Origin of the sequence: Burkholderia sp. IO2, assembly GCF_029522185.1 — a bacterium.
Lineage (GTDB): Bacteria > Pseudomonadota > Gammaproteobacteria > Burkholderiales > Burkholderiaceae > Burkholderia > Burkholderia cenocepacia.
Window position 1 is genome coordinate 75,320 of sequence record NZ_JAKWFH010000024.1, and the last position, 26,234, is coordinate 101,553.

General features: G+C 68.2%; 23 protein-coding genes. 15 read left to right on the plus strand and 8 right to left on the minus strand.

Annotated elements, in window-relative coordinates; translation table 11 throughout:
* Positions 1 to 135: 135 nt before the first annotated feature.
* The 14 genes from upp to MMB92_RS17445 all read left to right on the plus strand — a co-directional run bounded on the left by upp (position 136) and on the right by MMB92_RS17445 (position 13,163).
* Positions 136 to 786: a uracil phosphoribosyltransferase gene (gene upp / locus MMB92_RS17380; RefSeq protein WP_006481871.1), complete on the plus strand. Its 651-nt coding sequence runs from the start codon at positions 136 to 138 to the stop codon at positions 784 to 786.
* Positions 787 to 1,004: 218 nt separating this feature from the next.
* Complete coding sequence (locus MMB92_RS17385) at positions 1,005 to 1,733, plus strand: YebC/PmpR family DNA-binding transcriptional regulator (RefSeq protein WP_006478227.1); 729 nt, start codon at positions 1,005 to 1,007, stop codon at positions 1,731 to 1,733.
* Positions 1,734 to 1,837: 104 nt separating this feature from the next.
* Positions 1,838 to 3,118 carry a phosphoribosylamine--glycine ligase gene (gene purD, locus MMB92_RS17390; RefSeq protein ID WP_006484263.1) on the plus strand — a complete coding sequence of 427 codons (1,281 nt, stop codon included), beginning with the start codon at positions 1,838 to 1,840 and terminating at the stop codon, positions 3,116 to 3,118.
* Between the two features lie 118 nt (positions 3,119 to 3,236).
* A complete protein-coding gene (gene hemF / locus MMB92_RS17395; protein ID WP_277562810.1) occupies positions 3,237 to 4,160 on the plus strand; it encodes an oxygen-dependent coproporphyrinogen oxidase in 924 nt (307 codons plus the stop codon).
* Positions 4,161 to 4,174: 14 nt separating this feature from the next.
* Positions 4,175 to 4,900, plus strand: a complete 726-nt coding sequence (locus MMB92_RS17400) for a nicotinate-nucleotide adenylyltransferase (RefSeq protein WP_069353512.1) — start codon at positions 4,175 to 4,177, stop codon at positions 4,898 to 4,900.
* 4 nt (positions 4,901 to 4,904) lie between these two features.
* Positions 4,905 to 5,348 carry a ribosome silencing factor gene (gene rsfS, locus MMB92_RS17405; protein WP_006484266.1) on the plus strand — a complete coding sequence of 148 codons (444 nt, stop codon included), beginning with the start codon at positions 4,905 to 4,907 and terminating at the stop codon, positions 5,346 to 5,348.
* 18 nt (positions 5,349 to 5,366) lie between these two features.
* On the plus strand, positions 5,367 to 5,837 hold the full coding sequence (gene rlmH / locus MMB92_RS17410) for a 23S rRNA (pseudouridine(1915)-N(3))-methyltransferase RlmH (protein ID WP_006484265.1): 471 nt from the start codon (positions 5,367 to 5,369) through the stop codon (positions 5,835 to 5,837).
* A 51-nt stretch (positions 5,838 to 5,888) separates the two neighbouring features.
* Positions 5,889 to 6,536 (plus strand): Maf family protein, encoded by a 648-nt coding sequence (locus MMB92_RS17415; protein ID WP_006497036.1) that lies wholly within the window; start codon positions 5,889 to 5,891, stop codon positions 6,534 to 6,536.
* Positions 6,537 to 6,544: 8 nt separating this feature from the next.
* On the plus strand, positions 6,545 to 8,014 hold the full coding sequence (gene rng, locus MMB92_RS17420; RefSeq protein ID WP_006490773.1) for a ribonuclease G: 1,470 nt from the start codon (positions 6,545 to 6,547) through the stop codon (positions 8,012 to 8,014).
* Positions 8,015 to 8,140: 126 nt separating this feature from the next.
* Positions 8,141 to 8,476, plus strand: coding sequence for a 50S ribosome-binding protein YggL (locus MMB92_RS17425; RefSeq protein ID WP_006490771.1), 336 nt, complete (start codon positions 8,141 to 8,143; stop codon positions 8,474 to 8,476).
* A gap of 455 nt (positions 8,477 to 8,931) precedes the next feature.
* Positions 8,932 to 10,083: a collagen-like triple helix repeat-containing protein gene (locus MMB92_RS17430; protein WP_265225455.1), complete on the plus strand. Its 1,152-nt coding sequence runs from the start codon at positions 8,932 to 8,934 to the stop codon at positions 10,081 to 10,083.
* 253 nt (positions 10,084 to 10,336) lie between these two features.
* Positions 10,337 to 11,302, plus strand: a complete 966-nt coding sequence (locus MMB92_RS17435; RefSeq protein WP_006497038.1) for a PRC-barrel domain-containing protein — start codon at positions 10,337 to 10,339, stop codon at positions 11,300 to 11,302.
* On the plus strand, positions 11,299 to 12,558 hold the full coding sequence (locus MMB92_RS17440) for an MFS transporter (protein ID WP_006489615.1): 1,260 nt from the start codon (positions 11,299 to 11,301) through the stop codon (positions 12,556 to 12,558). The genes MMB92_RS17435 and MMB92_RS17440 overlap by 4 nt, the downstream gene beginning before the upstream one ends.
* A gap of 38 nt (positions 12,559 to 12,596) precedes the next feature.
* The gene (locus tag MMB92_RS17445) at positions 12,597 to 13,163 is read left to right on the plus strand and encodes an FUSC family protein (RefSeq protein WP_060211828.1); all 567 of its coding nucleotides are present in this window, start codon (positions 12,597 to 12,599) and stop codon (positions 13,161 to 13,163) included.
* Between the two features lie 64 nt (positions 13,164 to 13,227).
* Here the strand turns inward: MMB92_RS17445 and MMB92_RS17450 are convergent, their stop codons facing one another.
* Complete coding sequence (locus tag MMB92_RS17450; protein WP_077175819.1) at positions 13,228 to 13,608, minus strand: RcnB family protein; 381 nt, start codon at positions 13,606 to 13,608, stop codon at positions 13,228 to 13,230.
* A 142-nt stretch (positions 13,609 to 13,750) separates the two neighbouring features.
* Here MMB92_RS17450 and MMB92_RS17455 point away from each other — a divergent pair, with 142 nt between their 5' ends.
* Positions 13,751 to 14,521 carry a glycosyltransferase family 2 protein gene (locus MMB92_RS17455; RefSeq protein WP_006489606.1) on the plus strand — a complete coding sequence of 257 codons (771 nt, stop codon included), beginning with the start codon at positions 13,751 to 13,753 and terminating at the stop codon, positions 14,519 to 14,521.
* Positions 14,522 to 14,555: 34 nt separating this feature from the next.
* Here the strand turns inward: MMB92_RS17455 and MMB92_RS17460 are convergent, their stop codons facing one another.
* The 7 genes from MMB92_RS17460 to dnaE all read right to left on the minus strand — a co-directional run bounded on the left by MMB92_RS17460 (position 14,556) and on the right by dnaE (position 26,172).
* Positions 14,556 to 15,770, minus strand: a complete 1,215-nt coding sequence (locus MMB92_RS17460; RefSeq protein ID WP_062911284.1) for a glycosyltransferase family 9 protein — start codon at positions 15,768 to 15,770, stop codon at positions 14,556 to 14,558.
* Positions 15,771 to 15,807: 37 nt separating this feature from the next.
* The gene (locus MMB92_RS17465; RefSeq protein ID WP_277562811.1) at positions 15,808 to 17,049 is read right to left on the minus strand and encodes a glycosyltransferase; all 1,242 of its coding nucleotides are present in this window, start codon (positions 17,047 to 17,049) and stop codon (positions 15,808 to 15,810) included.
* A complete protein-coding gene (locus MMB92_RS17470; protein ID WP_006497044.1) occupies positions 17,046 to 18,275 on the minus strand; it encodes an O-antigen ligase family protein in 1,230 nt (409 codons plus the stop codon). Before MMB92_RS17470 ends, MMB92_RS17465 begins: the two co-directional genes overlap by 4 nt.
* 53 nt (positions 18,276 to 18,328) lie before the next feature.
* Complete coding sequence (locus MMB92_RS17475) at positions 18,329 to 19,459, minus strand: glycosyltransferase family 9 protein (RefSeq protein ID WP_277562812.1); 1,131 nt, start codon at positions 19,457 to 19,459, stop codon at positions 18,329 to 18,331.
* Positions 19,460 to 19,721: 262 nt separating this feature from the next.
* Positions 19,722 to 20,786: a glycosyltransferase family 4 protein gene (locus tag MMB92_RS17480; protein WP_012492745.1), complete on the minus strand. Its 1,065-nt coding sequence runs from the start codon at positions 20,784 to 20,786 to the stop codon at positions 19,722 to 19,724.
* Positions 20,787 to 20,818: 32 nt separating this feature from the next.
* Positions 20,819 to 22,606 (minus strand): lipid A export permease/ATP-binding protein MsbA, encoded by a 1,788-nt coding sequence (msbA, locus tag MMB92_RS17485; protein ID WP_277562813.1) that lies wholly within the window; start codon positions 22,604 to 22,606, stop codon positions 20,819 to 20,821.
* Between the two features lie 32 nt (positions 22,607 to 22,638).
* Complete coding sequence (dnaE, locus tag MMB92_RS17490) at positions 22,639 to 26,172, minus strand: DNA polymerase III subunit alpha (RefSeq protein ID WP_006489624.1); 3,534 nt, start codon at positions 26,170 to 26,172, stop codon at positions 22,639 to 22,641.
* Between the last annotated feature and the right edge of the window lie 62 nt (positions 26,173 to 26,234).

A 26,234-nucleotide genomic window follows, 5' to 3' on the forward strand; every position in this document is an offset into this window, starting at 1 on the left:
GGCACGCGGATTGTCGTGAGACGTCGATAATATCCGGATCGCGCGGCGCGCCTTGGTAAAATTGCGGCCATAAGCGACGGCCGGCCCGTGCCCGCCGCCGCCCCCGATCCCCTTTTGCCGCCAAGGCACCCCGTCATGAAACAGGACAGCCGTTTCCCGAACCTCTTCATCACCGATCACCCGCTGATCCAGCACAAGCTCACGCACATGCGCGACAAAGACACGTCCACGCGCACGTTCCGCGAACTGCTGCGCGAGATCACGCTGCTGATGGGCTACGAGATCACCCGCAACCTGCCGATCACGACCAAGCGGGTCGAAACCCCGCTGGTGGCGGTCGACGCGCCGGTGATCGCGGGCAAGAAGCTCGCGATCGTGCCCGTGCTGCGCGCGGGCATCGGGATGTCGGACGGCCTGCTCGACCTGGTGCCGTCCGCGCGCGTCGGCCACATCGGCGTGTACCGCGCCGACGACCACCGCCCGGTCGAATACCTGGTGCGCCTGCCTGACCTGGAAGACCGCATCTTCATCCTGTGCGACCCGATGGTCGCGACCGGCTATTCGGCCGTGCACGCGGTCGACGTGCTCAAGCGCCGCAACGTGCCGGCCGCGAACATCATGTTCGTCGCGCTGGTCGCCGCGCCCGAGGGCGTGCAGGTGTTCCAGGACGCGCACCCGGACGTGAAGCTGTTCGTCGCGTCGCTCGACTCGCACCTGAACGAGCACGCGTACATCGTGCCGGGCCTGGGCGACGCGGGCGACCGCCTGTTCGGCACCAAGAACTGACTCGCCGGCGCCGCCTGCCGCGCGGCCCGGCGCGCCGCGACGGCCGCCCCGGCCGTTCGGCCATGCGCGGCGGCCCCGAACCGGCGGTCGCCGCGTGATAAAATCACGATCCACTCGACACGCGCGGCCCCGCGGCTTCATGCCCGCCGAAACGGCCGCCGATTCAACGACACACTGAAACAATCGCCCGCGCTGCGCGCCCGGGCACGGAGAAAGGTATGGCTGGTCATTCGAAATGGGCCAACATCAAGCATAAGAAGGCTGCGGCCGACGCGAAGCGCGGCAAGATCTGGACCCGCCTGATCAAGGAAATCCAGGTCGCGGCGCGCCTCGGCGGCGGCGACGTCAACTCGAACCCGCGCCTGCGTCTCGCGGTCGACAAGGCAGCCGACGCGAACATGCCGAAGGACAACGTCAAGCGCGCGATCGATCGCGGCGTCGGCGGCGCGGACGGCGCGAACTACGAAGAAATCCGGTACGAAGGCTACGGCATCAGCGGCGCGGCGATCATCGTCGACACGCTGACCGACAACCGCACCCGCACGGTCGCGGAAGTGCGCCACGCGTTCTCGAAGTTCGGCGGCAACATGGGCACCGACGGCTCGGTCGCGTTCATGTTCGATCACGTCGGCCAGTTCCTGTTCGCGCCCGGCACGTCGGAAGACGCGCTGATGGAAGCCGCGCTCGAAGCCGGTGCGAACGACGTGAACACGAACGACGACGGTTCGATCGAGGTGCTGTGCGACTGGCAGGCATTCTCGGCGGTGAAGGACGCGCTCGAAGCCGCCGGCTTCAAGGCCGAACTCGCCGAAGTGACGATGAAGCCGCAGAACGAAGTCGAATTCACCGGCGACGACGCGGCGAAGATGCAGAAGCTCCTGGACGCGCTCGAGAACCTCGACGACGTGCAGGACGTGTATACGAACGCCGTCATCGTCGAGGAATGAGATGCCGGCCGCCGCGCACCTGTCGCGGCGGCGGCCCGACCGATTCCGCGGCCGGCGCGCCTGAGCGTGCCGGCCGCCCTGTTTTCTAGTCTGCGGGGAATCCCATGAAACTACTCGTCGTCGGTTCCGGCGGCCGCGAACATGCACTGGCGTGGAAGCTCGCGCAGTCGCCGCGCGTCCAGATGGTCTACGTCGCGCCCGGCAATGGCGGCACGGCGCAGGACGAGCGTCTGAAGAACGTCGACATCACGTCGCTCGACGAACTCGCCGATTTCGCGGAACGCGAAGGCGTCGCGTTCACGCTCGTCGGGCCGGAAGCGCCGCTCGCGGCCGGCATCGTCAACCTGTTCCGCGCACGCGGCCTGAAGGTGTTCGGCCCGACCCGCGAAGCCGCGCAGCTCGAAAGCTCGAAGGATTTCGCGAAGGCGTTCATGAAGCGCCACAACATTCCGACCGCCGACTACGAAACCTTCTCCGATGCGGCCGCCGCCCACGCGTATCTCGACGCGAAGGGCGCGCCGATCGTCGTGAAGGCCGACGGCCTCGCGGCCGGCAAGGGCGTCGTCGTCGCGATGACGCTCGAAGAGGCGCATGCGGCCGTCGACATGATGCTGTCGGGCAACAAGCTCGGCGATGCCGGCGCGCGCGTCGTGATCGAGGAATTCCTCGATGGCGAGGAAGCCAGCTTCATCGTGATGGTCGACGGCAAGCACGCGCTGGCACTGGCTTCCAGCCAGGACCACAAGCGCCTGCTCGACGAGGATCGCGGCCCGAACACCGGCGGCATGGGCGCGTATTCGCCCGCGCCGATCGTCACGCCGCAGATGCACGCACGCGTGATGCGCGAGATCATCATGCCGACCGTGCGCGGGATGGAGAAGGACGGCATCCGCTTCACCGGCTTCCTGTACGCGGGCCTGATGATCGACAAGGACGGCAATCCGCGCACGCTCGAGTTCAACTGCCGGATGGGCGACCCGGAAACGCAGCCGATCATGGCGCGCCTGAAGAGCGATTTCTCGAAGGTCGTCGAGCAGGCGATCGCGGGCACGCTCGACACGGTCGAGCTCGACTGGGATCGCCGCACCGCGCTCGGCGTCGTGCTGGCCGCGCACGGTTACCCGGACGCGCCGCGCAAGGGCGACCGCATCAACGGGATCCCGGCCGAAACCGAACAGGCCGTGACGTTCCATGCGGGCACGACGCTCGCCGACGGCGACAAGCTCGTGACGTCCGGCGGCCGCGTGCTGTGCGTGGTCGGCCTCGCCGATTCGGTGCGCGAAGCGCAGCAGCATGCGTACGACACGATCAACCAGATCAACTTCGAAGGCATGCAGTACCGCCGCGACATCGGCTTCCGCGCGCTCAACCGCAAGAGCGCGTGACGTCGCCATCGCCGCCCCGCGCCCGCGCGGCGGCGGCCCCTCTGCCGGGGTTCGATAGAATGCCCGGCAGACGCTTTTTTTACGGCCCCCGCGTCAGGCGGGGGCAGCCAGTCCAGACATGACCGATTCGACCTACGACGTGGCGCGTGTGCGCACGTACCTCCAGGGCCTGCAGACACGGATCGCCCACGCGCTCGGCGCGCTCGACGGCACGCCGCTCGCGACCGACACGTGGCAGCGCGGGCCGGCCGAACGCCTGCGCGGCGGCGGCTGCACGCGGATTCTCGAAGGCGGCCGCGTGTTCGAACGCGCGGGAATCGGCTTTTCCGACGTGGCGGGCGATGCGCTGCCGCCGTCGGCGAGCGCGGCGCGCCCGCAGCTCGCGGGCCGCGGCTTCGAGGCGCTCGGCGTGTCGCTCGTTTTGCACCCGCGCAATCCGTACTGCCCGACCGTGCACATGAACGTGCGGATGCTGATCGCGACGAAACCGGGCGAAGCGCCCGTGTTCTGGTTCGGCGGCGGCATGGACCTGACCCCGGTTTACGGTTTCGAGGACGACGCGCGGCATTTCCACCAGACCTGCAAGGATGCGCTCGATCCGTTCGGCATCGAGCTCTATCCGCGCTTCAAGCAGTGGTGCGACGAATACTTCTTCCTGAAGCACCGCAACGAGACGCGCGGCATCGGCGGGATCTTCTTCGACGATTTCTCGGAGCCCGGTTTCGAACGCTCGTTTGACCTGATGCAAAGCGTCGGCGATGCGTTCCTGCACGCTTACCTGCCGATCGTCGAGCGCCGCGCCGAGCTGCCGTACGGCGAGCGCGAGCGCGACTTCCAGGCCTACCGCCGCGGCCGCTACGTCGAATTCAACCTGGTGTTCGACCGCGGTACGCTGTTCGGCCTGCAAAGCGGCGGCCGGACCGAGTCGATCCTGATGTCGATGCCGCCGGTCGCGAACTGGCGCTACAACTGGCAACCCGAGCCGGGTTCGGCCGAAGCGCGGCTGTATAGCGACTTCCTCGTGCCGCGCGACTGGGTCTGAGCCCGCGCCCCCCGCTGCCCCAACGAAAGGACGCGTTTCTGGACACCACCGCCCGCCCCGCCCCGCTGCCGCGCCGTATCGGCTTGCTGGGCGGCACCTTCGACCCGATCCACGATGGCCATCTCGCGCTCGCGCGCCGGTTCGCCGAGCTGCTCGACCTGACCGAACTCGTATTGCTGCCCGCCGGGCAGCCGTACCAGAAGCGCGACGTGTCGGCCGCCGAGCACCGGCTCGCGATGACGCGCGCGGCCGCCGGCACGCTGTCCGTGCCGGGCGTGACCGTAACGGTCGCCACCGACGAGATCGAGCACACCGGCCCGACCTACACGGTCGAGACGCTCGCGCGCTGGCGCGAGCGGATCGGCCCGGATGCGTCGCTGTCGCTGCTGATCGGCGCGGACCAGCTCGTGCGCCTCGATACGTGGCGCGACTGGCGCACGCTGTTCGACTACGCGCACATCGGCGTGTCGACGCGCCCGGGCTTCGAGCTCGGCGCGGCGCCGCCGGACGTCGCGCGGGAAATCGCCGCGCGGCAGGCCGGCGCCGACGTGCTGAAGGCCACGCCGGCAGGCCGCTTGCTGATCGATACGACCCTTTCGTTCGACATCGCCGCGACCGACATCCGCGCGCACCTGCGCGAATGCATCGCACGCCATGCGCAAATGCCCGACGCGTCGGCCGAACATGTGCCGGCCGCCGTATGGGCCTATATTCTTCAACATCGCCTCTACCATTCCTGAATCCATGGATATTCGCAAACTGCAGCGCGTGATCGTCGACGCCCTCGAAGACGTCAAGGCGCAAGACATCAAGGTGTTCAACACCAGCCACCTGACCGAACTGTTCGACCGCGTGGTCGTCGCATCGGGCACCTCCAACCGCCAGACCAAGGCGCTCGCGTCGAACGTGCGCGACAAGGTCAAGGAAGCCGGCGGCGACGTCGTCAGCTCCGAAGGCGAGGACACCGGCGAATGGGTGCTGGTCGACTGCGGCGACGCGGTCGTGCACATCCTGCAACCGGCGCTGCGCCAGTACTACAACCTCGAGGAAATCTGGGGCGACAAGCCCGTGCGGATGAAGCTCGGCGGCGGCAAGGGCAACGGCTTCGCGACGGCGAGCGAAGACGACGAGGAAGAGGAAGAAGCGCCCGCACGCCCGGCGCGCAAGACGGCCGCCCGCCGCCGTTAAGCCGTCACGCGTGTCCCGATGAAGCTTTTCATCCTCGCGGTCGGCCACAAGATGCCGGGCTGGATCGCCTCCGGCTTCGACGAATACACGAAGCGGATGCCGCCCGAGCTGCGCATCGAGTTGCGCGAAATCAAGCCCGAGCTGCGTTCGGGCGGTCGCAGCGCCGAAAGCGTGATGGCGGCCGAGCGGCAGAAGATCGAGGCCGCGCTGCCGAAGGGCGCGCGCCTCGTCGCGCTCGACGAGCGCGGCCGCGACTGGACCACGATGCAGCTCGCGCAGGCGCTGCCCGGCTGGCAGCAGGACGGCCGCGACGTCGCGTTCGTGATCGGCGGCGCCGACGGGCTCGATCCGGAACTGAAAGCGCGCGCCGACGTGCTGCTGCGCATCTCGAGCATGACGCTGCCGCATGGCATGGTGCGCGTGCTGCTCGCCGAACAGCTTTACCGGGCGTGGAGCATCACGCAGAATCACCCCTACCACCGCGCATGACGTGTCGTCCTCGAGACGCGCGCCGCGCGCGCTCAACGAGATAACGACACCATGCCGTCCAGCACGTCCCCCGCGCTTTTTCCGACCCCGCTTTTCCAGACGCTTTACCTCGCTTCGCAAAGCCCGCGCCGCCAGGAGCTGCTGCAGCAGATCGGCGTACGCTTCGAGCTGCTGCTGCCGCGCCCCGACGAAGACGCCGAGGCGCTCGAGGCCGAACTGCCCGGCGAAGCCGCCGACGCGTACGTGCGGCGCGTGACCGTCGCGAAGGCCGAGGCCGCGCGTGCCCGCCTCGTCGCGAGCGGCAAGCCGGCCGCGCCGGTGCTGGTGGCCGATACGACCGTGACGATCGACGGCGCGATCCTCGGCAAGCCGGCCGACGCCGACGATGCGCTCGCGATGCTCACCCGCCTCGCCGGCCGCGAACACGCGGTGCTGACCGCCGTCGCCGTGATCGACGCCAGCGGCGAGCTGCTGCCGCCCGCGCTGTCGCGCTCGTCGGTGCGCTTCGCGGCCGCGTCGCGCGACGCATACGTGCGCTACGTCGAAACCGGCGAGCCGTTCGGCAAGGCCGGCGCGTACGCGATCCAGGGCCGCGCGGCCGAATTCATCGAGCGAATCGACGGATCCCATTCAGGTATCATGGGTCTGCCCCTTTTTGAGACTGCCGCGCTGCTGCGTACCGCACGCGTCGCCTTCTGAACCGCACCATGAACGAAGAAATCCTGATCAACCTCACGCCGCAGGAAACGCGCGTCGCACTCGTCCAGCAAGGCGCGGTGCAGGAGCTTCACGTCGAGCGCACGCTGTCGCGCGGGCGGGTCGGCAACATCTATCTCGGCAAGGTCGTGCGCGTGCTGCCCGGCATGCAGTCGGCGTTCATCGACATCGGCCTCGAGCGCGCGGCGTTCCTGCACGTCGCCGACATCTGGCATCCGCGCCTCGCGGGCGAGCCGCAGTCGGGCGCGCCGCACCAGCCGATCGAGAAGATCGTGTTCGAAGGCCAGACGCTGATGGTCCAGGTGATCAAGGATCCGATCGGCACGAAAGGCGCGCGGCTGTCGACGCAGGTCAGTATCGCGGGCCGCACGCTCGTCTACCTGCCGCAGGAACCGCATATCGGCATCTCGCAGAAGATCGAAAGCGAGGCCGAGCGCGAGGCCGTGCGCGCGCGGCTGACCGCCGTGATCCCGCCGGACGAGAAAGGCGGCTACATCGTGCGGACGATCGCCGAGGACGCCACCTCCGACGAGTTGGCCGGCGACGTCACGTACCTGCGCAAGACGTGGGCGACGATCGTCGCGCAGGCGCAGCGGCTGCCGGCGACAAGCCTGCTGTACCAGGATCTCGATCTCGCGCAGCGCGTGCTGCGCGATTTCGCGAACGACGACACGACGCGCATCCAGGTCGATTCGCGCGAGACGTACACACGTCTCGCGGAGTTCGCGGGCGAGTTCACGCCGGCCGTGAGCCCGAAGCTGCATCACTACACGGGCGAGCGGCCGCTGTTCGACCTGTACAACATCGAGACGGAGATCCAGCGCGCGCTGTCGCGCCGCGTCGACCTCAAATCGGGCGGTTACCTGATGATCGACCAGACCGAGGCGATGACGACGATCGACGTGAACACGGGCGGCTATGTCGGTGCGCGCAACTTCGACGACACGATCTTCAAGACCAACCTCGAGGCCGCGCACACGATCGCGCGGCAACTGCGGCTGCGCAACCTCGGCGGGATCATCATCATCGACTTCATCGACATGGAGAACGCCGAGCATCGCGACGCGGTGCTGTCCGAGCTGAAGAAGGCGCTCTCGCGCGACCGCACGCGCGTGACGGTGAACGGCTTCTCGCAACTCGGGCTCGTCGAGATGACGCGCAAGCGCACGCGCGAATCGCTCGCGCACGTGCTGTGCGAACCGTGCCCGACCTGCCAGGGCAAGGGCCAGGTGAAAACGTCGCGCACCGTGTGCTACGACATCCTGCGCGAGATCCTGCGCGAATCGCGGCAGTTCAACCCGCGCGAGTTCCGCGTGATCGCCGCGCAGCAGGTGATCGACCTGTTCCTCGATGAAGAGTCGCAGCATCTGGCGATGCTGATCGACTTCATCGGCAAGCCGGTGTCGCTGCAGGTCGAGTCGAATCTGAGCCAGGAGCAGTACGATATCGTGCTGATGTAACCTTCCGCCCATCCGCCGCCGGCAGCACCGCGCGGCGCCCCGCTGCGGTGGCCGGGCTGTTCGCGCATGCCGCGCCGGCACCTGCCGCCGCCCTTTCATTGACCCTTTTCGCATTCACCCCACACCATGAGCCAAGGCCACAACCGCCGCCAGCGCAAGAAACTCCACATCGGCGAATTCCAGGAACTCGCGTTCAACGCCACCGCGCACTACCGCAACGACATGACCGACCTCGAGCGCGGCCAGTTGATCGATGCGTTCATCGACTTCGTCGAAGCGAACGGGCTGCTGACCGTCGCGTCCGCGGACGAAGGCATCGGCGCGTACGTGATCTCCGGCGCGCCGCGCGGCACGACGACCGACGCGGACCGCGAACTCGTGCGCGGATGGCTGGCCGCCCGTCCGGAACTGACGGACGTCAAGGTCAGCGAATTCACCGACGCGTGGTATCCGGACGCCTGATTGCCCGGCTTCACGCTGCTTCAAACGGCGCCCGCGCCTGCCCGCCATCACGGCGGGCCAGGCCGGCGTCGCGTGTTTCCCCTTCCGCCGCCCCTCTCCTCCCCGGCACCGGCTCACACGATTCGCGCCGCGTCGACCGTGATTACCCCGATTTCCGCAGTGAATCGGACGCTTACTTCAATTTAACGATCGTTAAAAGACGGCTCGTGTCGACGGACCTACTCTGATCGCACGAATCCGGTGGTTTTCGGCACGATCGGCAAGCAAGACGAAAGAATTCAAACGATTCGTCCTGCAGGCGCTCCGGGTTCCGACTCAGGCGAAAACGCGACACGGCGACAGGTCAATCAGGGAGACAACAACGATGCGCCCGACGCCTTGCTTCCGTCGCGACGATACGTCGACGCACACGAAGGCTGCCTGAGATCCATTTCCATAATCGAGACGAGGACGACATGAACACGCCCACCCTTCATCAAGCAGGACTCCGAATGATCATGATCGCGGCCGGCGCCGCGGCGCTGATGTCGCTGTCCGCGTGCGGCGGCTCCGGCTCGCTGAGCCAGGGCACCGGCGGCAGCGGGTCGGGATCGGGCGACACGACGGCCACGACCGGCGGCACGGGCAACGGCTCCGGCGGCACGTCCGCCAACGGCGTCGGCCAGACGACCGCGGCGTCGAGCAACATCGTGACCGCCGCGGGCGGCACCGTGTCGGGCGGCGGCGCGGTGATCGCGAGCCAGTCGGTGCCCGGCACCAACGCGGCGACCATGCAGGGGCTCGGCACCGTCGTGCAGGACGTCGGCGCGGCCGTCACCACGCTCGGCACCGGTCTCGGCGCCGGGCTCGGCCAGCTCGGCGCGTCGTCGAATCCGGTCGGCACGACGGTCGCGAGCACGGGCGGCGTGGTCACGAACCTCGGCGACGCGGTCGCGGCGACCGGCGGCGTGGTGTCCAGCCTCGGCGCCAGCGGGTCGGCGCTGGCGCCCCTCGCGCCGGTCACGTCGCCCGTCGGCGGCGCGATCACGACGCTCGGCAACACGATCGCCGGCGGCGGCGCCACGCTCGGCACGCAGTTGTCGACCGGCCCCGTCGCGCAGGTCACGGGCGCCGCCAGTTCGGCGATCACGCCGATCACGACGCAGGTCGGCTCGATCACGCAGACGGTCGCGTCGAGCACGCCGCTCGGCGCGCCGCTCACGAACCTCGTGACGACGGTCGGCAACGGTGTCGCGAACGCCGGCACGACGATCGCGAAAACCGGCGGCAACCCGGTGACGACCGGCGTCGGCAACGTGGTGACGGCAACCGGCAACACGGTCGCCACCGCCGGCACGGCGCTGCTCGGCGGCGGCGGCGCCGCGACGAGCCCGCTCGCACCGGTGACGGGGTTGCTGTCGACGGGTGCACTCGGCGGTGCAACGGGCGGCGGCAACCCGGCAGGCGCGCTCACGTCGGCGGCCGGCACCGTGACGGCCGCCGTGTCGGGCGCGACCGGCGGCGCGCCGGTCGCGGGGCTGACGGGCGGCAGCGGCACCGGCGCGCTGTCGAAGACGGGTGGCGTGCTCGCCCCGCTGACGACGACGCTCGGCTCGCTGGTCAAATAAGCAACACGCCATGCGGCGCCCGCCGCGTCGTCGACGCTCGGGCGCCGCAACCGCATCTCCGACGGTTTCCGCGGTCGTCCGCCCGCGTCCGATCCCTTCCTTTTCCCGACGGTCCGCCTGCAACAGGCCATCGAAATCGGTCCTGAAAGCAAGACACGTTAAACTCTCACCTCGCGTGGTGCGCCGCCCGCACCCGCCATCCATCGCCAGCCGCGTGCCCTCGGGCCGCCCCCGACCCATGGAGTGAGTGTCAATGAGCGGCGGACTCCCGTTTCCCGCATCCCGCAAGTCGTTGCCGTCGTCGACGGTCTTCCTGATTCTCGCCGCCGCCGCGCTGCTGTCCGGCTGCGGGCTGCTGCCGGTCCAGAACCCGCCCGCCCCGATCAGCGAGGCGCTCGTCGAGCCGGTCGAGGAGACCGCCGGCGAGCCGCTGACGATGCCGCCCGTGCCGGCGCCGACGCAACCGGAAACGCCGGAAGCGCCGAAGAAGCCGCACCGCGAGGTGACGCGGCCGAAACCCGTGCAGCGCCCCGAATCGCCGACCCCGCCGCCACCTCCGCCCCCGCCGATCGTCGCGACGCGCCCGCTCGACCGTACCCAGATCCACGCGCTGCTCGACAGCGAAGTCGCGCGCCGCAACGGCAAGGTGGTCGGCCGCGCGGTCGACATGGTGGTCGACGCGAGCGGCAAGCCGCGCGAGATGATCGTCAACCTGCAAGGCTTCATGGGCATCGGCGACCGCAAGGTCATCTTCCCGTGGAACGTGTTCCGCTTCACGCCGGGCGGCAAGCAGGAGCCGATCGTGCTCGACGTCCCGTCGGGCGACCTGCCGCCGGCCGCGCGACCGAAGGCGGTGCCGCTGTCGGGTTCGGCCGCGGCGTCGCCGACGACGCGGCTGCCGATGCTCGACAGCGATGTCGAGCGCCCGAACGGCACGAAGATCGGCCGCATCGTCGACGTGCTGATCGACCGCGGTGCACAGCCGCAGGCCGTCGTGCTCGACCTCGGCGGGCTCGTCAATACCGACCGCCGTTCGATCGCCGCGAGCTGGGGCGCGCTGCGCTTCGTCACGCGCGACAAGGCGCTGCACCCGCAGCTCGACCTGAACGACGCCCAGATCAAGGCATCGCCGCCCTACGCGGCCGACAAGCCGATCGTCGCGGTCTTCCCGCCCGTTGTCCCGGCCGCGCCGGCTTCGTCTGCGAGTGCCACCCGATGACGATCAAGCATTCCGTCAGCGTTCGCAGTCTCCGGGCCCTCGACTGGCTCAACTTTTTCGTTGCAAACGTTCAAACCGGGTTCGGTCCGTTCATCGCGTCCTACCTCGCGTCGCACAAATGGACGCAGGGCGAGATCGGCATGGTGCTGTCGATCGGCACGATCAGCGCGATGGTCAGCCAGGTGCCGGGCGGCGCCGCCGTCGATGCGCTGAAGAACAAGAAAGGCGCGGCCGCGTGGGCGATCGCGGCCATCATCCTGTCCGCGGTCCTGCTCGCGTCGAGCCCGACGATCGTGCCGGTGATCGCCGCGGAGGTATTCCACGGCTTCGCGAGCTGCATGCTGGTGCCGGCGATGGCCGCGATCTCGTTCTCGCTCGTCGGCCGCGCCGACCTCGGCGACCGGCTCGGCCGCAACGCGCGCTGGGCGTCGATCGGCAGTGCAGTCGCGGCCGGGCTGATGGGGCTGACCGGCGAATACTTCTCCGCGCGCGCGGTGTTCTGGCTGACCGCCGTGCTGGCGCTGCCCGCGCTGTTCGCGCTCGCGATGATCCAGCCGACGCACCAGGTGATCCCGCAGTCGTCGAAGCCGGACGACCTCGACGAAGCCGGCGAGCGCGAAACGCTGCTCGAACTGCTGCGCGACCGCCGGATGCTGATCTTCGCGGCCTGCGTCGTGCTGTTCCACCTGTCGAACGCCGCGATGCTGAACCTCGCGGCCGGCGAAGTCACGGCCGGGATGGGCGAGAACGTGCAGCTCGTGATCGCCGCGTGCATCATCGTGCCGCAGGCGATCGTCGCGATGCTGTCGCCGTGGGTCGGCCGCTCCGCGCAGCGCTGGGGGCGCCGGCCGATCCTGCTGCTCGGCTTCTCCGCGCTGCCGGTGCGCGCGCTGCTGTTCGCGGGCGTCAGCAGCCCGTACCTGCTCGTGCCGGTGCAGATGCTCGACGGCATCAGCGCGGCCGTGTTCGGCGTGATGCTGCCGCTGATCGCAGCCGACGTCGCGGGCGGCAAGGGCCGCTACAACCTGTGTATCGGGCTGTTCGGGCTCGCGGCCGGGATCGGCGCGACGCTCAGCACGGCCGTGGCCGGCTACGTCGCCGATCACTTCGGCAATGCGGTCAGCTTCTTCGGACTCGCGGCCGCGGGCGCGCTCGCGGTGCTGCTGGTCTGGCTCGTGATGCCCGAAACCCGCGTCGAGAATGGCGATGCGACGGCCGACGAACCGGCCGCCGCCTCGCCCGAACAGGCGCATTGACGGCGGCCCGCCGCCACCCGCTTCTTGGCCGACGCACGATGGATACGATCAGGACACTCAACGAAGCCCGCCAGCAGATCCAGCAGTCGATCTTCGATCTGTTCAAGGGGCTGTCATTCAGCGAGCGGCTCACGCAAGGCGCGCTGATGGCGCTGCAGGCCGTCTGCGGCGCGTGCCTCGCGTATGCGATCGGCCGCGCGATGCATACCGAGCAGGCCGTGTGGGCGGCGATCACCGCGATCGCCGTCACGCAGCACAACTACTCGGACACGATGTCGCTGTCGCGCGACCAGTTCATCGGCGCGATGGTCGGCGGCGTACTCGGTTTCGCCGGCGCGGCGCTGGGCGGCGATCGCCTCGTCGCGTATGCGCTCACGGTCGCGGTCGTGATCGTCTGCTGCTGGTGCCTGAACGTCGGCAGCGCGGCGCGGCTCGGCGGCGTGACCGCGACGATCGTGCTGCTGTTCCCGGGCAACGGACCGCTGTGGGACGTTCCGCTGATCCGGCTCGGCGAAGTGACGCTCGGCACGGTATGCGCGCTGGGCGTGTGCTGGCTGATGTCGAGAATCGAACGGCGCTGGTTCCGCCGCGCGGCGGCAAAGTGACGCGCTAATCCGGCGGCCCGGCGCGCATCGCGGCATCGCCATCCATGCCGGGCCGCGGGCTAGGTCAGTCGCCGATTCGCAGCACGATGCCGGAACCGATCTGCACCAGCAGGTGATCCCCGCCGACGCCGACCCATTGATAGCCGCGCGGCGGCGGACTCAGGTGATAGCCGCGCCAGTCGTCGATCACGTATTGGCGGTCGCGGAACTCGGGAGGAAGCCGGTCACCCTTGTGCCACTCGCGGCGCGGCTGGTCGGCCCAGCGCGGCGGTACGTCTTCAACGCGGCCGGGCCCTTTGCGCATGTCGTGCTTGCCGTGACCATACGCATGGCCATTGCCATGCCCATGCCCGTGGTCGTCCTGTTGCGCGCTGGATAACGTCGGCGCCGCCAACGCGGCGGCCACGAACACAACGGCAAGAATCGGGTGCCTTGTTACCATCATCCACCTCCCGTCGAACCGCCGGCGCCGGGATGACGCCGGCCGCACACAAGGCTAGCACACCTCGCGGGGCCCGCCGGTTGTGCGGCGCCACGCACGAGGCAGCGGGTATACTCTCGCTCACCTTCGATCCGTACGATTTTTCATGGCTGAACCTACGCTCGGCGTCGCCATCATCGCCCACAACGCGGCCCGCCGGCTCGCGCAGTGCCTCGACGCGCTCGCCTTTGCGGACGACATCGTGGTCGTCGACGGCGGCAGCACCGACGACACCGTCGAGATCGCCCGCGCACACGGCGCCCGGGTGATCGTCGCCGCCGACTGGCCGGGCTTCGGCCCGCAGAAGAATCGCGCGCTCGCAGCGCTGTCGACGGACTGGGTGCTGTCGATCGACACCGACGAAGTCGTGTCGGACGAGCTCGCCGCATCGATCCGTGCGGCGTTGCGCGCCCCGCAGGCCGATGTGTACGCCATCGACCGGTTGTCGGCGTTTTGCGGCAGCTGGGTGCATCACAGCGGCTGGTATCCGGACTGGATCCCGCGCCTGTTCCGGCGGGACACCGCCCGCTTCTCGGACGACCTCGTCCACGAGCGGCTGGTGTTCGACGGCCGCGTCGCGCGGCTCGACGGGAAGCTGCACCACTACTCGTACGACGACATCGACGCGGTGCTGCGCAAGCTCGACGCGTATTCGAGCGCCGGTGCGCGGCAACGCCGCGCGGCCGGCGAGCGGGCGACGGTCGGCAAGGCCATCCGGCGGGGGGTGTGGGCGTTCGTGCGGACCTACGTGCTGCGTCGCGGGTTCCTCGACGGGCGGGCCGGATTCATGATCGCGGTGTTCAATGCGGAGACGGTGTACTACCGCTTCCTGAAGCTCGCGCACGACGGCGCGGCTGAACCCGCATCGCGCCGCTAGGCAGCGGCCGAAAGGTGCGCCGATGGCGCACCGGTTATACGCCGCCGCGCGGCAAGGCCGACACGTCGATGATCGACTCGCGCGGCGCCTCCACCACCGGACGGCCTTCGACGAGCGCCGCCGCGGCGGCAATCACGCGCTGCGCGGAAAGCTCCGTCAGGCAGCGGCTCCAGCTTTCCAGATGACGGTCGCAGCCTTCGAGTTTGCAAGGCACGCAGTCGCCGTCACCCTGCATCAGGTAAACGTTGCCGCGCTGCGCCGAACCGCGCAGCGCCCACGGCTCGTCGTGAGCGGGCCAGTGGGCGGGCCACGGCCCCCAGCGCACCGGGTTGGACGGTCCGAACAGCGCGAGCGTCGGCGTCCCGCACGCGGCGGCGACGTGCGTCGCGCCGGTGTCCGGCCCGACGAACAGCCGTGCGCGGCGAATCAGTTCGGCGGTCTCGCCGAACGTCAGGCGCCCGACGAAATTCGCGACCGGCTCGCCCGCGGCAGCCACGATCCGCTGCGCATAGTCGACCTCCGCCGCGCCTGGCCCACCGCTCAGCGCGACGTCGAAGCCGCTTGCGCGGGCCCAGCGGATCAGTTCGACCCAGCCGTCCTCGCGCCACTGCTTGTAACGGAACATCGGGGATAGGTGCAGCACGATGTGCGCTCGAGTACGCGACAGCGCGGCCGGCCCATACAGCAGTGCGTCGAATTGCGCGACGCGCGCCGGATCGGTGCCGATGCCGGGCGCGACCACTTCAGCGCAAGGCGTCACGCCGAGCACTTCTGCAATCGCGAGACTGCTCGTCACCGTATGGACATCGCCGTGGCGATTGAGCGCAATGCCGTCCAGCATGAAACGCGTCAGCCGCGTGATCCGCTCCGGATCGACGAGCCCGACGCGCCGACGCCCACCGAACCACGTATAGAAACGGGCACGATCGGAGCTGATCGCCGCGCATGCGAGATCGTAGCGCCGCCACAGCCTGGCCGCGTCGGCGAACCGCTCGCGCGGCTTCGCGCGCTGCGCGACGACGATCACCCGACGAATGTCGGGATTGTGCTCGAGCACGCCCTCGGTGCCGCGAAACACGACCATGTCGATCTGCGCGTCAGGCCAGCGCCGCTTCAGGGAGCGGACCAGCGGCGTCGCCAGCAGCACGTCGCCGATCCGGCGGGTGCAGGTGACGAGAATGCTGCGCGGCGGCGTATCGAACGTAAGGGAAGCGGTCACGGCGGGTATCGACTGACGGAAGCGGGCCATTTTAGCGAAATCGCGCGGCGCGAACCATGCTGCCGGCTCAGCGCGCCGCCGCGAGCAGGTCGGCGGCGAGCGCGGCGAAACGCCGGTTCGCCGCCGGCACGTCGAACGTCGCGATCCGTGCCGCGGCACAAGGCGCGAGCGCCGCCCGCACGTCCGCGTCGGTCACGAGGCGTTCCAGCGCCGCCGACATCGCATCGACGTCGCCGACCGGCACGAGCAGGCCTGCGCGGCCGTCGTCGAGCATGTCGCGCGGGCCGGTCGGGCAGTCGGCCGCGAGCACCGGCGTGCTGAGCGCCATCGCTTCGCCGAGCACCATGCCGAACCCTTCGTAGCGGCTGCTCAGCACGAGCGCTTCGGCGGCGCGAACGTACGGAAACGGATTCGCGCAATAGCCCATGAAATGCACGGCATCGCGAATCCGCAGTTCGTCCGCAAGCTGCTCGAGTGCTGCGCGATCCGGCCCGTCGCCAAGCAGGACGAGATCTACCGCGTCCGGCCGGCGAGCACGCCATTGCGCATACGCGCGCAGCAGTGTCCGGTGATCCTTCTGCCCTTCGTCGAGCCGCGCGACCGACACGACGAACCGTTCGGCCGGCCACTCGACCGACGCCGTTGCTTGCTGCCGGATCGCAGAGATGTCGATCACGTTCGGGAGTTCGACGACCCGCACGCCGGAGCCGGCGAACATCTTCTCGGCTTCGTGCTGCATCGCAGGCGTCAATACCGCGATCGCCGCGTAGCGCGCGTACTGGCGCGTGCGCCGCGCCATGTACGCGTCGCCTTTTTTGCCGAAGCGTGCGACGAAGCTGTAGTGGCTGACGCCCAACCACGGCGCGGTACCGCGGCCGGCAATCCGCCGCAGCGAGAAATCGTAATCGCAGACGAGGTCGTAGCCGGAGGCGACCTGCAGGAAGCGTCGCGCGACCAGCCGGCGAATCGCCGCATGGGTCGTCAGCTTGTGCAGCAGCTTTTCGCCGAAGCGCAACCGGCGGCGGCGCTCGAGCTGGTGCAACGCATGCGACCAGCGCGCCGTCGCGAGCACGTGAACCGGCACGTCGGCCGGAATCGCGCCGCTGCGGCGCAGCGCATCGAGATCGTCGGTCGGGAAGGCAACCGACAACGCGGGAGCAAACTGGCGGCGATCCAGCGCGTTCAGCCACGCGACCAGCGCGGTTTCGGTACCGCCCCGCCCGAAGTCGTCGATATGGAACAGCAATCGCACGGGCTTGCCGTTCGCGATCGACGGGCCGGCTTCCGCGCGGCTCGCGACGGCGTTCACGATCCGCTCCCCGGCTGCGCGCGACGCACGCGTGCGCGTCGCTCGCCATGCCCGAGCACCAGCCCGGCAAATGCCCAGAATGCCAGGATCGTCGTCTGCCACATGAAATCGTCCACCAGGTTCTTCGTGACCATCCCGACCACGAGCGCGATGCCGCCCGCCGCAATCCACGGATCAGCCTTCCGCAGTCGCCAGAACGCGAATGCGAGCGCCGCCAGCAACAGTGCCTGCATTGCCAGGCCGATGCGCCCGGTCTGTAGCCACGTATTCAGGAAAAGATTGTGCGCGTGCGTCAGCGCCTGCGGCTCGAGTGCCAGCAATTCGGGCGGCATCTCGCTGCGGTAGGCCATTCCCGGCACCGGTTTGCCGAAACCGATACCCAGCCATTTGTGACGGCTACCTTGCTCGTCATAGAACCGCCACAGCTTGGGCCGCGTGTCCGACGACAGCGTGTCGCCGACTGCCGTCATGCCGGGCGGCACATACAGACGCACGCCGGCGATCGAGACGTCGCGCGATGCGGCCAGCGGCGGCGGTGAATCGTGATAGCGCAGCCGCGCGCTCATTTCGAGCGTGCCGATCGCACCGGCGCCGACGACGACCACTGCCAGCCCCGCCAGCAGCAGATGATGCCGGTACAGCGGATAAAGGCCGATCAGCAACACCACCGCGGCAGCAGGCCAGAAGAAGCGGTTGAGGCTGGCAAGCCCGACCATCCCGCACAGCACGAGTCCCGACACGCCGAACCAGCGCCAGCCGCGCCTGGGCACGAAGAACGCACAGAACAACGCCATGGCGAACGCAACGAGCGTACTCGTATGCCCCACCCGCGCATAGAACCGCAACGGGAACGTTTCGGGTGTCGGCGGCTGCAGCTTGCCCCAGTAGATCACGCTGACCGCGGCGAGCAACGCGCACGCGAGCCAGACGGTCAGCGTGACGCGTTCGGGCCGCTCGACCCGCGTGCCGAACAGCCAGAAGCCCCAGAACGACAGCAGCGGATACACGACCTCGTCGAGCCACGCATGCCGGCTGACGTCCGGGAACACCGACCAGCGGGTGGCCGCGAAACTCCACGCCGCCCAGCCGACGATCGGGACGAACAACGGCCACCGGAACACCGCCGGCCGGTCGCGCCCGCACGCGGCGCCGATCAGCGCAATCCCGACCAGCACCATGCTGCAATTCACGAACGCCGCCATGTGCCCGAACATGATGGCGAACATCAGAACGGGGCAGCCAATCCACAGAAGACGCTCCATACGCGCCGCAATAGCCGTCATCGAACTTGCACCAGAACGTGTTTCAGTGCGCCACGTACCGCATCCACCGACAGCCCGCTCATGCAGCCCGCGGAGCCGTCGTGCCACGCGACGCATGTCGTGGCGTCGCGATCGCATCGCCTGACCCACTGGACGTGACGCCGGAAAATATACGGTTGATCGCGGCATGGCATGTCCGCGATCGTTACGGCGACGAACGGAACGTCGCGCCAGTAACGTCCGGCACCGTGAACCAGCGCGCTGCCGGGCCCGAACAGCGCGACGGTCGGTACGCCGATGAGGCGCGCGAGATGCGCGACGCCCGTGTCGGGACAGACAACTGCCCGAGCGCCTGCATAGAGATGCCAAAGATCGGCGAGACCGAGTTTCCCGGCAAAGTTCGGCTGCCCGGCGTGCGGCCCGATCTGCTCGATCAGGTCGGCTTCGCTCTTGCCGCCGCTCCACACCACCCGATAGCCACCCGCCTCCATGTCGGCCGCCAGCGCTCGCCAGCGCTCGATCGGCCAGCGCTTGACCATCGTGCTGGCACCCGGATGCAGCACCACGTAGGGCCGCTCCCGAAGCGCCGCTGGCAACGCGACGCTCGGCGGCGGCGCCGGCCAGTCGCCCGGCCGGTATGCGCGCGGAGGGCCGCCGTCGACCAGGTCCGCGATCAGGTCGCCCCACGCGGCCGGCGCATCGGGATACGGACGACGTTCGTCGACTGGCCAGTTCTTCCACGCCGGGGCATCGCCGTCGTGCGCGACGATCCAGCGACAGCCGGCCGCGAGCGCCAGCCAGCTGTGACGGTTATCCGCCGCGACGAGGCCGAGATCGTACGGCCCCGACGCCAGCAAGCGGCGCACCGACACGGGGTCACGCGGATCGAAAGCCAACGCCTGGACGCCAAACGGCTCGCCCGCATACAACGGTGCGATCGCCTTCGGACACGCGAGCGCGATGCGCGCGTGCGGATATTGTTCGCGCAGCTTCGCCAGCAACGGTGTCAGCAACAGCGTATCGCCGAGCAGGAGATGGTGCGCGACGAAAATGCTCGCCAGTTGCCGAGGCTTGCGCCGCAGCGGCTTGAACAGCAATCTCGGCAGAGCCCGCGCGAAGATGTGGATACGTCCGGGGAAGCGGCTCATCGTTAACAGCGGGCTGTCTCGATGGCAAAATTCGCGACGCGGATCGGCCCGATGAACAGCCGAGTCGCCACACGAATCACCATGATCATTGTGAATTGAATAAGTATTTGCACGGAGCAAATCGCGCCGATCAACCGGCACGAATCACCGGAGCGGAATAGCCAGCCGCACCACCCAAACAGGCCGCCAGAGTATACCATCGCCCCCTCGCGCGCCCGAACCGGAAGCCGTCTGACAGATTGCCCCTTACAGGGACGGACCGCTACGCCGGCGCCCACGCCTCGCGGGCCAGCGCGAGCAACTGCTCGACATGATGGCGCACGCCCGGGTCGTAACCTACCGCGTCGCGCGCGACGGCGGCCCGGTCGCCGGCTCGCACGCGCTGTGCGGCCGTCGCCAGCACGGCGCGCAGCGCCTCGACATCGTCGGCTGCGAACGTCAGCTTCGCATGGTCCGCGATGACGTCATGGCAGCCGAGCGTGGGCGGCAAGATCACGGGTGTCCCGCACATCACTGACTCGATGCCGACCAGCCCGAACGGCTCGTATTTCGATGCAAGGATCGTGTAATCCGCCGCGCGGTATCCGTCCTCGATGTCCTTCACGTAGCCGATGTAGCGCAGTTGCGCCGAGGTCCGCTCCGGCGGGCGGCCGGCCACCGCGACGACGATCGACGCGTCCGTCCCCTGCAGCGCGGCCTCGATCAGCGGCAAGCCCTTGCGCACGTGGCTGCTCGACGGAAACAGCAGCACGACGTCGCGCTCGCCGAAACCGAAGCGGCGCCGCAACGCGGTGCGCTCGTCGTCGCCGACAGGCGTGAAGCGCTGCGCATCGACGGGGGGATACAGCATGCGGATCCTGGCGTCGTCGACGCCGTACAGCGTGCGCAGTTCGTCGCGCATCATCTGCGAATGCGCGACCACATAGCGCGCATTCGCGTACTGCCGGCTCTCGAGCGCAATCTGGCGCCGGTCGAAATAGCCCGGTGCGCGGCCGATCGCGCGCAAGAACCCTCGATGTGTGCCGCCGCAAATCGCGATCTCCGAGCAGGCGACCCGATTACAGCCGATCAGCACATCCACGTCGGCCGCGCGGCGTGCACCGCGGAGCCGCCACGAGAACCATTCGTCGCGCACCTTGCCGGGCAGGAACGAGACGTTGATCCGATGCGGCTCGACGAGCCGCGCCTCCGGAATCGACGCGTCGACGGAGCGCGCGAAGAACGCGGGCGTCACGCCCGCCTCCGCCATTCCCCGCGCGATATCGATCGCGTAGCGCTCGAGGCCGCCCCCGTGCTTCAGCGCATTGGCCGACAGGCCGATCTTCATCTCCGCACGCGCGACACGGGCCCGCACGACGCTCACCCGGCCTCCTGCTGGAACTGAATCCGATGCAGATGGGCATACAGGCCGCCGGATGCGAGCAGCGCCGCGTGGCTGCCGCTCTCGACGATTCTGCCGCCGTCCATCACGAGAATCCGGTCTGCACGCTCGATCGTCGACAGCCGATGTGCGATCACCAGCGTCGTGCGGCCCTTCATCAGCGTCTCGAGCGCCGCCTGAACGTGACGCTCGGATTCCGAATCGAGCGCCGACGTCGCTTCGTCGAGAATCAGGATCGGCGCATCCTTGTAGATCGCGCGCGCAATCGCGAGACGCTGGCGCTGGCCGCCCGACAGGCGCATGCCGTTGTCGCCGACGAGCGTGTCGAGCCCGTCGGGCATCGCCTCGACCGTACTGAGCAGATTCGCGGCGCGCAGCGCCGCCGTCACGCGTTCGCGGTCGGGGGTTTGGCCGTACGCGACGTTGCTCGCGATCGTGTCGTTGAACAGCACGACATCCTGACTCACCATCGCAATCTGGTCGCGCAGGTCACGTAGCCGATACTCGGGTAACGCGACGCCGTCGACGAGAATCTCTCCGGACGTCGGATCGAAAAAGCGCGGCATCAGGTTGACAAGCGTCGTCTTGCCGCTGCCTGACGGCCCTGCGAGCGCGATCATCTCGCCAGGCGCCACGTCGAACGACACGCGGTCGAGCGTTGGCTTGCCGATGCCGGCGTGATACGCGAACGACACGTCGTTGAAACGAATCCGGCCGGTGGCCCGCTCGAGCGGCTTGCCGCCGCCTTCGGGCTCGCGCGGCTCGTCGATCAGGCCGAAGATCAGCTCGGCCGCCGTCATCCCGCGCTGCAGCGGCTGGTTCACGTCCATCAGGTGCTTGAGCGGCGAAATGATGAGCAGCATCGCGGTGACGAACGCGACAAAGCCACCGACCGTCGTCTGGTCGTTCGCGGACTGCACGACGGCAATCGTCAGCACGACGGCCAGCGCGATCGACGCGAGAAACTGCGTGAGCGGCTGCGCAAGCCCACCCGACACGATCATTCGCATCGAATAGCCGCGCAGACGCCGGCTCAATTCGTTGAAGCGGCTGATTTCGTACTGCTCGCCGTTGTGGATCTTGACGACCTTGTAGCCGCCGACGGTCTCCTCGACGATGTACGCGAGCTGGTTCGTCAGCATCTGGTGCTCGCGGTTCAACCGGCGCAAACGCCGGTTGATCTTGCCGACGAGCCAGCCGATACACGGCAGCAACACGGCGACGATCAGTGTCAGTCGCCAGTTCAAATAGAACAGATAACCCAGCAGAAAGACCACCGTCAACGAATCGCGCACGAGCGTAATCAACACGCCCAGCAATACGTTCAGGACCTGGTTGACCTCGAAGACGACCGCATTGATCACCGTACTCGCGGTCTCGCGCTGGAAAAACGACACGCCGGTGTGAATCATCCGGTTGAACATCTCGATCCGCAGGTCGAGCAGGATCCGGTTCGAGACATACTGAAGCAGATAGTTGGACGCGTACTGCGCGGCGGCACGCACCAGCGCGAGACCGACGACCGCGATCGGCACGTAGAGCTTCGCGGTCACGTCGCCCTTCGTGCCGAAGCCGCGGTCAAGCAGCGGCTTGAGCAACGCCGGAATCCCGGCTTCCGTTGCCGCGACGACGGCCATCGCGAGGACGCCCGCCACCATCACCCACAGGAGCGGCTTCAGGTACGGCCAAAGGCGGCGCGCGACGACCACGGGCGACGATGCGTCTTCCCCGCCTATGGGTTTGCTAAGAGTAGGCTTGACGCTCAAGGTGCCCTCAAGGAATTTGAATCGAAAATCATTCAGTAGACGATTTCGGCGGAACTACCGTCGAACGCCGCGCGCAGCTCTGCCAGCAGCACGTCGCTCGGTTTCACGCGCCAGGCATCGCCCAGACGCATTTCGCCTTGCGCGCGCGCGTTGCTGTAGTGGATCTGCACCGCGAGCCCGTTCGGCAGCGGCGCCTGCGGGCGCCGACCGCCATCGCGCCCGCCGCCGCGCGGCGCGGGCGCTTCGATCACGTTCGCGGCGGCCGGATCGTCCTTCGACACGTGCGGCTCGAGCACACGGCGCAGCGCGAGCGCGTCGGCGTTGCCGTTCATCGTCAGCCGCACGGCCTGCGCGTAGCGGCTGCGCGCGCGTTCGAGATCCATCACGGTATCGGCCGTGAAGCGAATGCCGCCGGTGAACGCGTCGTTGCGCGCCTGCCCCTGCACGATCAGCAGCTCGTCTTCCTTGAACAGCGCCTTGTTCGCCTCGAACTGTTCGTTGAAGATCGTGATCTCGCACTGGCCCGTGCCGTCGTCGAGCAGCGCGATCAGCATCTTGCCGCGCTGCGTCATCTGCGTGCGCAGCGACGCGATGATGCCGGCGACGAGCTTGTCGCGCCCTTCCTTCAGGTCACCGACCTTCTGCCGCACGAACCGCCGCACTTCGTCGCGATACGCATCGAACAGGTGGCCGGACAGATAGAAACCGAGCGCGGCCTTTTCTTCCTGCAGGCGGCGCTTGTCGTCCCACGCGGGTTCGTCGACGAGCGCATGCGCGTGCGGCGACTCGGCGCCCATGTCGAACAGGCCGGCCTGCATCGCGTTCGCTTCGGCCTGGTCGGCCGCTTCCATCGCGAGCGGCACCGACGCGATCAGTTGCGCACGGTTCGGATTCAGCGAATCGAACGCGCCGGCGCGGATCAGCGCCTCGACCGTGCGGCGGTTGACGACGCGCCGGTCGATCCGTTCGCAGAAGTCGAACAGGTCGGTGAACGCCTTTTCCTCGCGGGCGCGCAGGATTTCCTCGATCGCGTTCTGGCCGCTGCCCTTCACCGCGCCGAGGCCGTAGCGGATCGTGCGCGAGCGCTTGCCGTCGGCTTCCGCGACCGGCTCGAACCGGTAATGCGACTGGTTGATGTCCGGCGGCAGCACGGCGAGGTTGTTCACGACGCAGTCGTCGAACAGGATCTTCACCTTGTCGGTGTCGTCCATCGCGAGCGTCATGTTGGCCGCCATGAATTCGGCCGGATGGTGCGCCTTCAGCCACGCGGTGTAATACGCGAGCAGCGCATACGCGGCCGCGTGCGACTTGTTGAAGCCGTAGCCCGCGAACTTCTCCATCAAGTCGAAGATCTCGTCGGACTTCTCGCGCGTGAGGCCGTTCTTCGCGGCCCCCTCGGCGAAGATCTCGCGGTGCTTGACCATCTCCTCGGGCTTCTTCTTGCCCATCGCGCGACGCAGCAAGTCCGCGCCGCCGAGCGAGTAGCCGCCGATGATCTGCGCCATCTGCATCACCTGCTCCTGATAGACCATGATGCCGTAGGTCTCTTTCAGGACGGGTTCGACGCGCGGATCCGGGTATTCGACCTTCTCGCGGCCGTGCTTCCGCGCGCAGAAGCTCGGGATCAGGTCCATCGGGCCCGGCCGGTACAACGACACGAGCGCGATGATGTCCTCGAAGCGGTCGGGCTGCGCATCCTTCAGCATGCCCTGCATCCCGCGGCTTTCCAGCTGGAACACCGCGACCGTGTTGGCCTTCTTCAGGATCTGGAACGACGCCGGATCGTCGAGCGGCACCTGCGCGAGCGACCAGTCTGCCTTCGACGGATCGAGACGGCGGATGTAGCGCTCGGCCCAGTCGAGGATCGTCAGCGTCGTGAGACCCAGAAAGTCGAACTTCACGAGGCCGACGGCTTCGACGTCGTCCTTGTCGTACTGGCTGACCACGCCGCCGTCGTCGCCCTGCGTGTACAGCGGGCAGAAATCGGTCAGCTTGCCGGGCGCGATCAGCACGCCGCCCGCGTGCATCCCGACGTTACGCGTGAGGCCCTCGACGCGCTGCGCGAGATCGAGCAGCTGGTGGACTTCGTCCTCGTGGTCGTAGCGCTCCTGCAGCTGCGGTTCTTCCTTCATCGCGTCGGCAATCGTCACGTGCTTGCCGGGCTTGAACGGAATCAGCTTCGCGACGCCGTCGGTAAACATGTAGCCGAGGTCGAGCACGCGGCCGATGTCGCGCACGGCCGCCTTCGCGGCCATCGTGCCGAACGTGGCGATCTGCGAGACGGCGTCCGCGCCGTATTTCTCCTTCACGTACTGGATCACGCGATCGCGGCCGTGCTGGCAGAAGTCGATGTCGAAGTCGGGCATCGACACGCGTTCCGGATTCAGGAAGCGCTCGAACAGCAGGTTGTAGCGCAGCGGATCGAGGTCGGTAATGCCGAGCGCGTACGCGACCAGCGAACCGGCGCCCGAGCCGCGGCCCGGGCCGACCGGCACGCCGTTGTTCTTCGCCCAGTTGATGAAGTCCGCGACGATCAGGAAGTAGCCGGGGAAGCCCATCTTCGTGATGGTCCCGCACTCGAATTCGAGGCGCTTGTAGTACGTGTCGCGCTGCGCGTCGCGCTCGGCTTCGACCGGATACAACTGCGCGAGGCGGGTTTCGAGCCCCTCCTTCGACAGCTGGACCAGGTAGTCGTCGAGCGACATGCCGTCCGGCGTCGGGAACAGCGGCAGTTTCGGCTTGCCGAGCTCGAGCTTCAGGTTGCAGCGCTTCGCGATCTCGACCGTATTGGCAATCGCCGACGGCAGGTCGGCGAACAGCGCGGCCATGTCGTCCTGCGTGCGGAAATACTGGTCGGTCGTGAAACGCTTCTGGCGCCGCGGGTTCGCGAGGATGTCGCCTTCCGAGATGCACACGCGCGCCTCGTGCGCGGTGAAATCGTCGTCGGTCATGAACTGCGTCGGGTGCGTCGCGACGACCGGCAGCTTCAGCGACGCGGCGAGCGTCGCCGCCTGCTGGATGTACGCCTCGGCGCCCGGCTGGCCGTAACGCTGCAGCTCGATGTAGAAGCCGCCCGGGAACACCCTCGCCCAGCGCTCGGCGTGACGGCGCGCGGCTTCTTCGTTGCCCGCGGCCAGCGCAAGCCCGATATCGCCCTGTTGCGCGCCCGACAGCGCGAGCAGCCCCTGCGCGAGCTCGCCGTCGAGCCAGCTCGCGTCGAGTTCCGCGCGGCCGCGATACTGGTTCGTGAGCCACGCCTTCGACAGCAGCTCGCAGAGATTCAGGTAACCGACCTTGTCCTTGACCAGCAGCAGCAGCCGCGACGGCTTGTCGCGGTCGTCCGGATTGGCAATCCAGACGTCGCAGCCGGCGATCGGCTTGATGCCCTTGCCGCGGGCTTCCTGGTAGAAACGGACGAGGCCGAATGCGTTGCCGAGATCGGTGAGCGCGAGCGCGCCCTGACCGTCCGCGGCCGCCGCCTTGACGATGTCGTCAATGCGCACGATGCCGTCGGCAATCGAGAATTCGGAGTGAACGCGAAGATGGACGAAGCGAGGATCTGACATGGGCGCTATTGTAGCCGCCCCGCCGCGCGGGCTGCCCAAAAAATGCCCGCTTTGGCCGTTCG

Bases quoted from the DNA above. Each gene is read 5' to 3' on its own strand.
- MMB92_RS17440 (WP_006489615.1), top strand. From the start codon at position 11,299: ATGACGATCAAGCATTCCGTCAGCGTTCGCAGTCTCCGGGCCCTCGAC.
- MMB92_RS17425 (WP_006490771.1), top strand. From the start codon at position 8,141: ATGAGCCAAGGCCACAACCGCCGCCAGCGCAAGAAACTCCACATCGGC.
- rng (WP_006490773.1), top strand. From the start codon at position 6,545: ATGAACGAAGAAATCCTGATCAACCTCACGCCGCAGGAAACGCGCGTC.
- MMB92_RS17435 (WP_006497038.1), top strand. From the start codon at position 10,337: ATGAGCGGCGGACTCCCGTTTCCCGCATCCCGCAAGTCGTTGCCGTCG.
- MMB92_RS17415 (WP_006497036.1), top strand. From the start codon at position 5,889: ATGCCGTCCAGCACGTCCCCCGCGCTTTTTCCGACCCCGCTTTTCCAG.
- MMB92_RS17455 (WP_006489606.1), top strand. From the start codon at position 13,751: ATGGCTGAACCTACGCTCGGCGTCGCCATCATCGCCCACAACGCGGCC.
- dnaE (WP_006489624.1), bottom strand. From the start codon at position 26,172: ATGTCAGATCCTCGCTTCGTCCATCTTCGCGTTCACTCCGAATTCTCG.
- rsfS (WP_006484266.1), top strand. From the start codon at position 4,905: ATGGATATTCGCAAACTGCAGCGCGTGATCGTCGACGCCCTCGAAGAC.
- MMB92_RS17475 (WP_277562812.1), bottom strand. From the start codon at position 19,459: ATGAGCCGCTTCCCCGGACGTATCCACATCTTCGCGCGGGCTCTGCCG.
- MMB92_RS17450 (WP_077175819.1), bottom strand. From the start codon at position 13,608: ATGATGGTAACAAGGCACCCGATTCTTGCCGTTGTGTTCGTGGCCGCC.
- MMB92_RS17385 (WP_006478227.1), top strand. From the start codon at position 1,005: ATGGCTGGTCATTCGAAATGGGCCAACATCAAGCATAAGAAGGCTGCG.
- MMB92_RS17445 (WP_060211828.1), top strand. From the start codon at position 12,597: ATGGATACGATCAGGACACTCAACGAAGCCCGCCAGCAGATCCAGCAG.
- upp (WP_006481871.1), top strand. From the start codon at position 136: ATGAAACAGGACAGCCGTTTCCCGAACCTCTTCATCACCGATCACCCG.
- hemF (WP_277562810.1), top strand. From the start codon at position 3,237: ATGACCGATTCGACCTACGACGTGGCGCGTGTGCGCACGTACCTCCAG.
- MMB92_RS17480 (WP_012492745.1), bottom strand. From the start codon at position 20,786: ATGAAGATCGGCCTGTCGGCCAATGCGCTGAAGCACGGGGGCGGCCTC.
- rlmH (WP_006484265.1), top strand. From the start codon at position 5,367: ATGAAGCTTTTCATCCTCGCGGTCGGCCACAAGATGCCGGGCTGGATC.
- MMB92_RS17430 (WP_265225455.1), top strand. From the start codon at position 8,932: ATGAACACGCCCACCCTTCATCAAGCAGGACTCCGAATGATCATGATC.
- MMB92_RS17460 (WP_062911284.1), bottom strand. From the start codon at position 15,770: ATGGCCCGCTTCCGTCAGTCGATACCCGCCGTGACCGCTTCCCTTACG.
- MMB92_RS17470 (WP_006497044.1), bottom strand. From the start codon at position 18,275: ATGTTCGCCATCATGTTCGGGCACATGGCGGCGTTCGTGAATTGCAGC.
- purD (WP_006484263.1), top strand. From the start codon at position 1,838: ATGAAACTACTCGTCGTCGGTTCCGGCGGCCGCGAACATGCACTGGCG.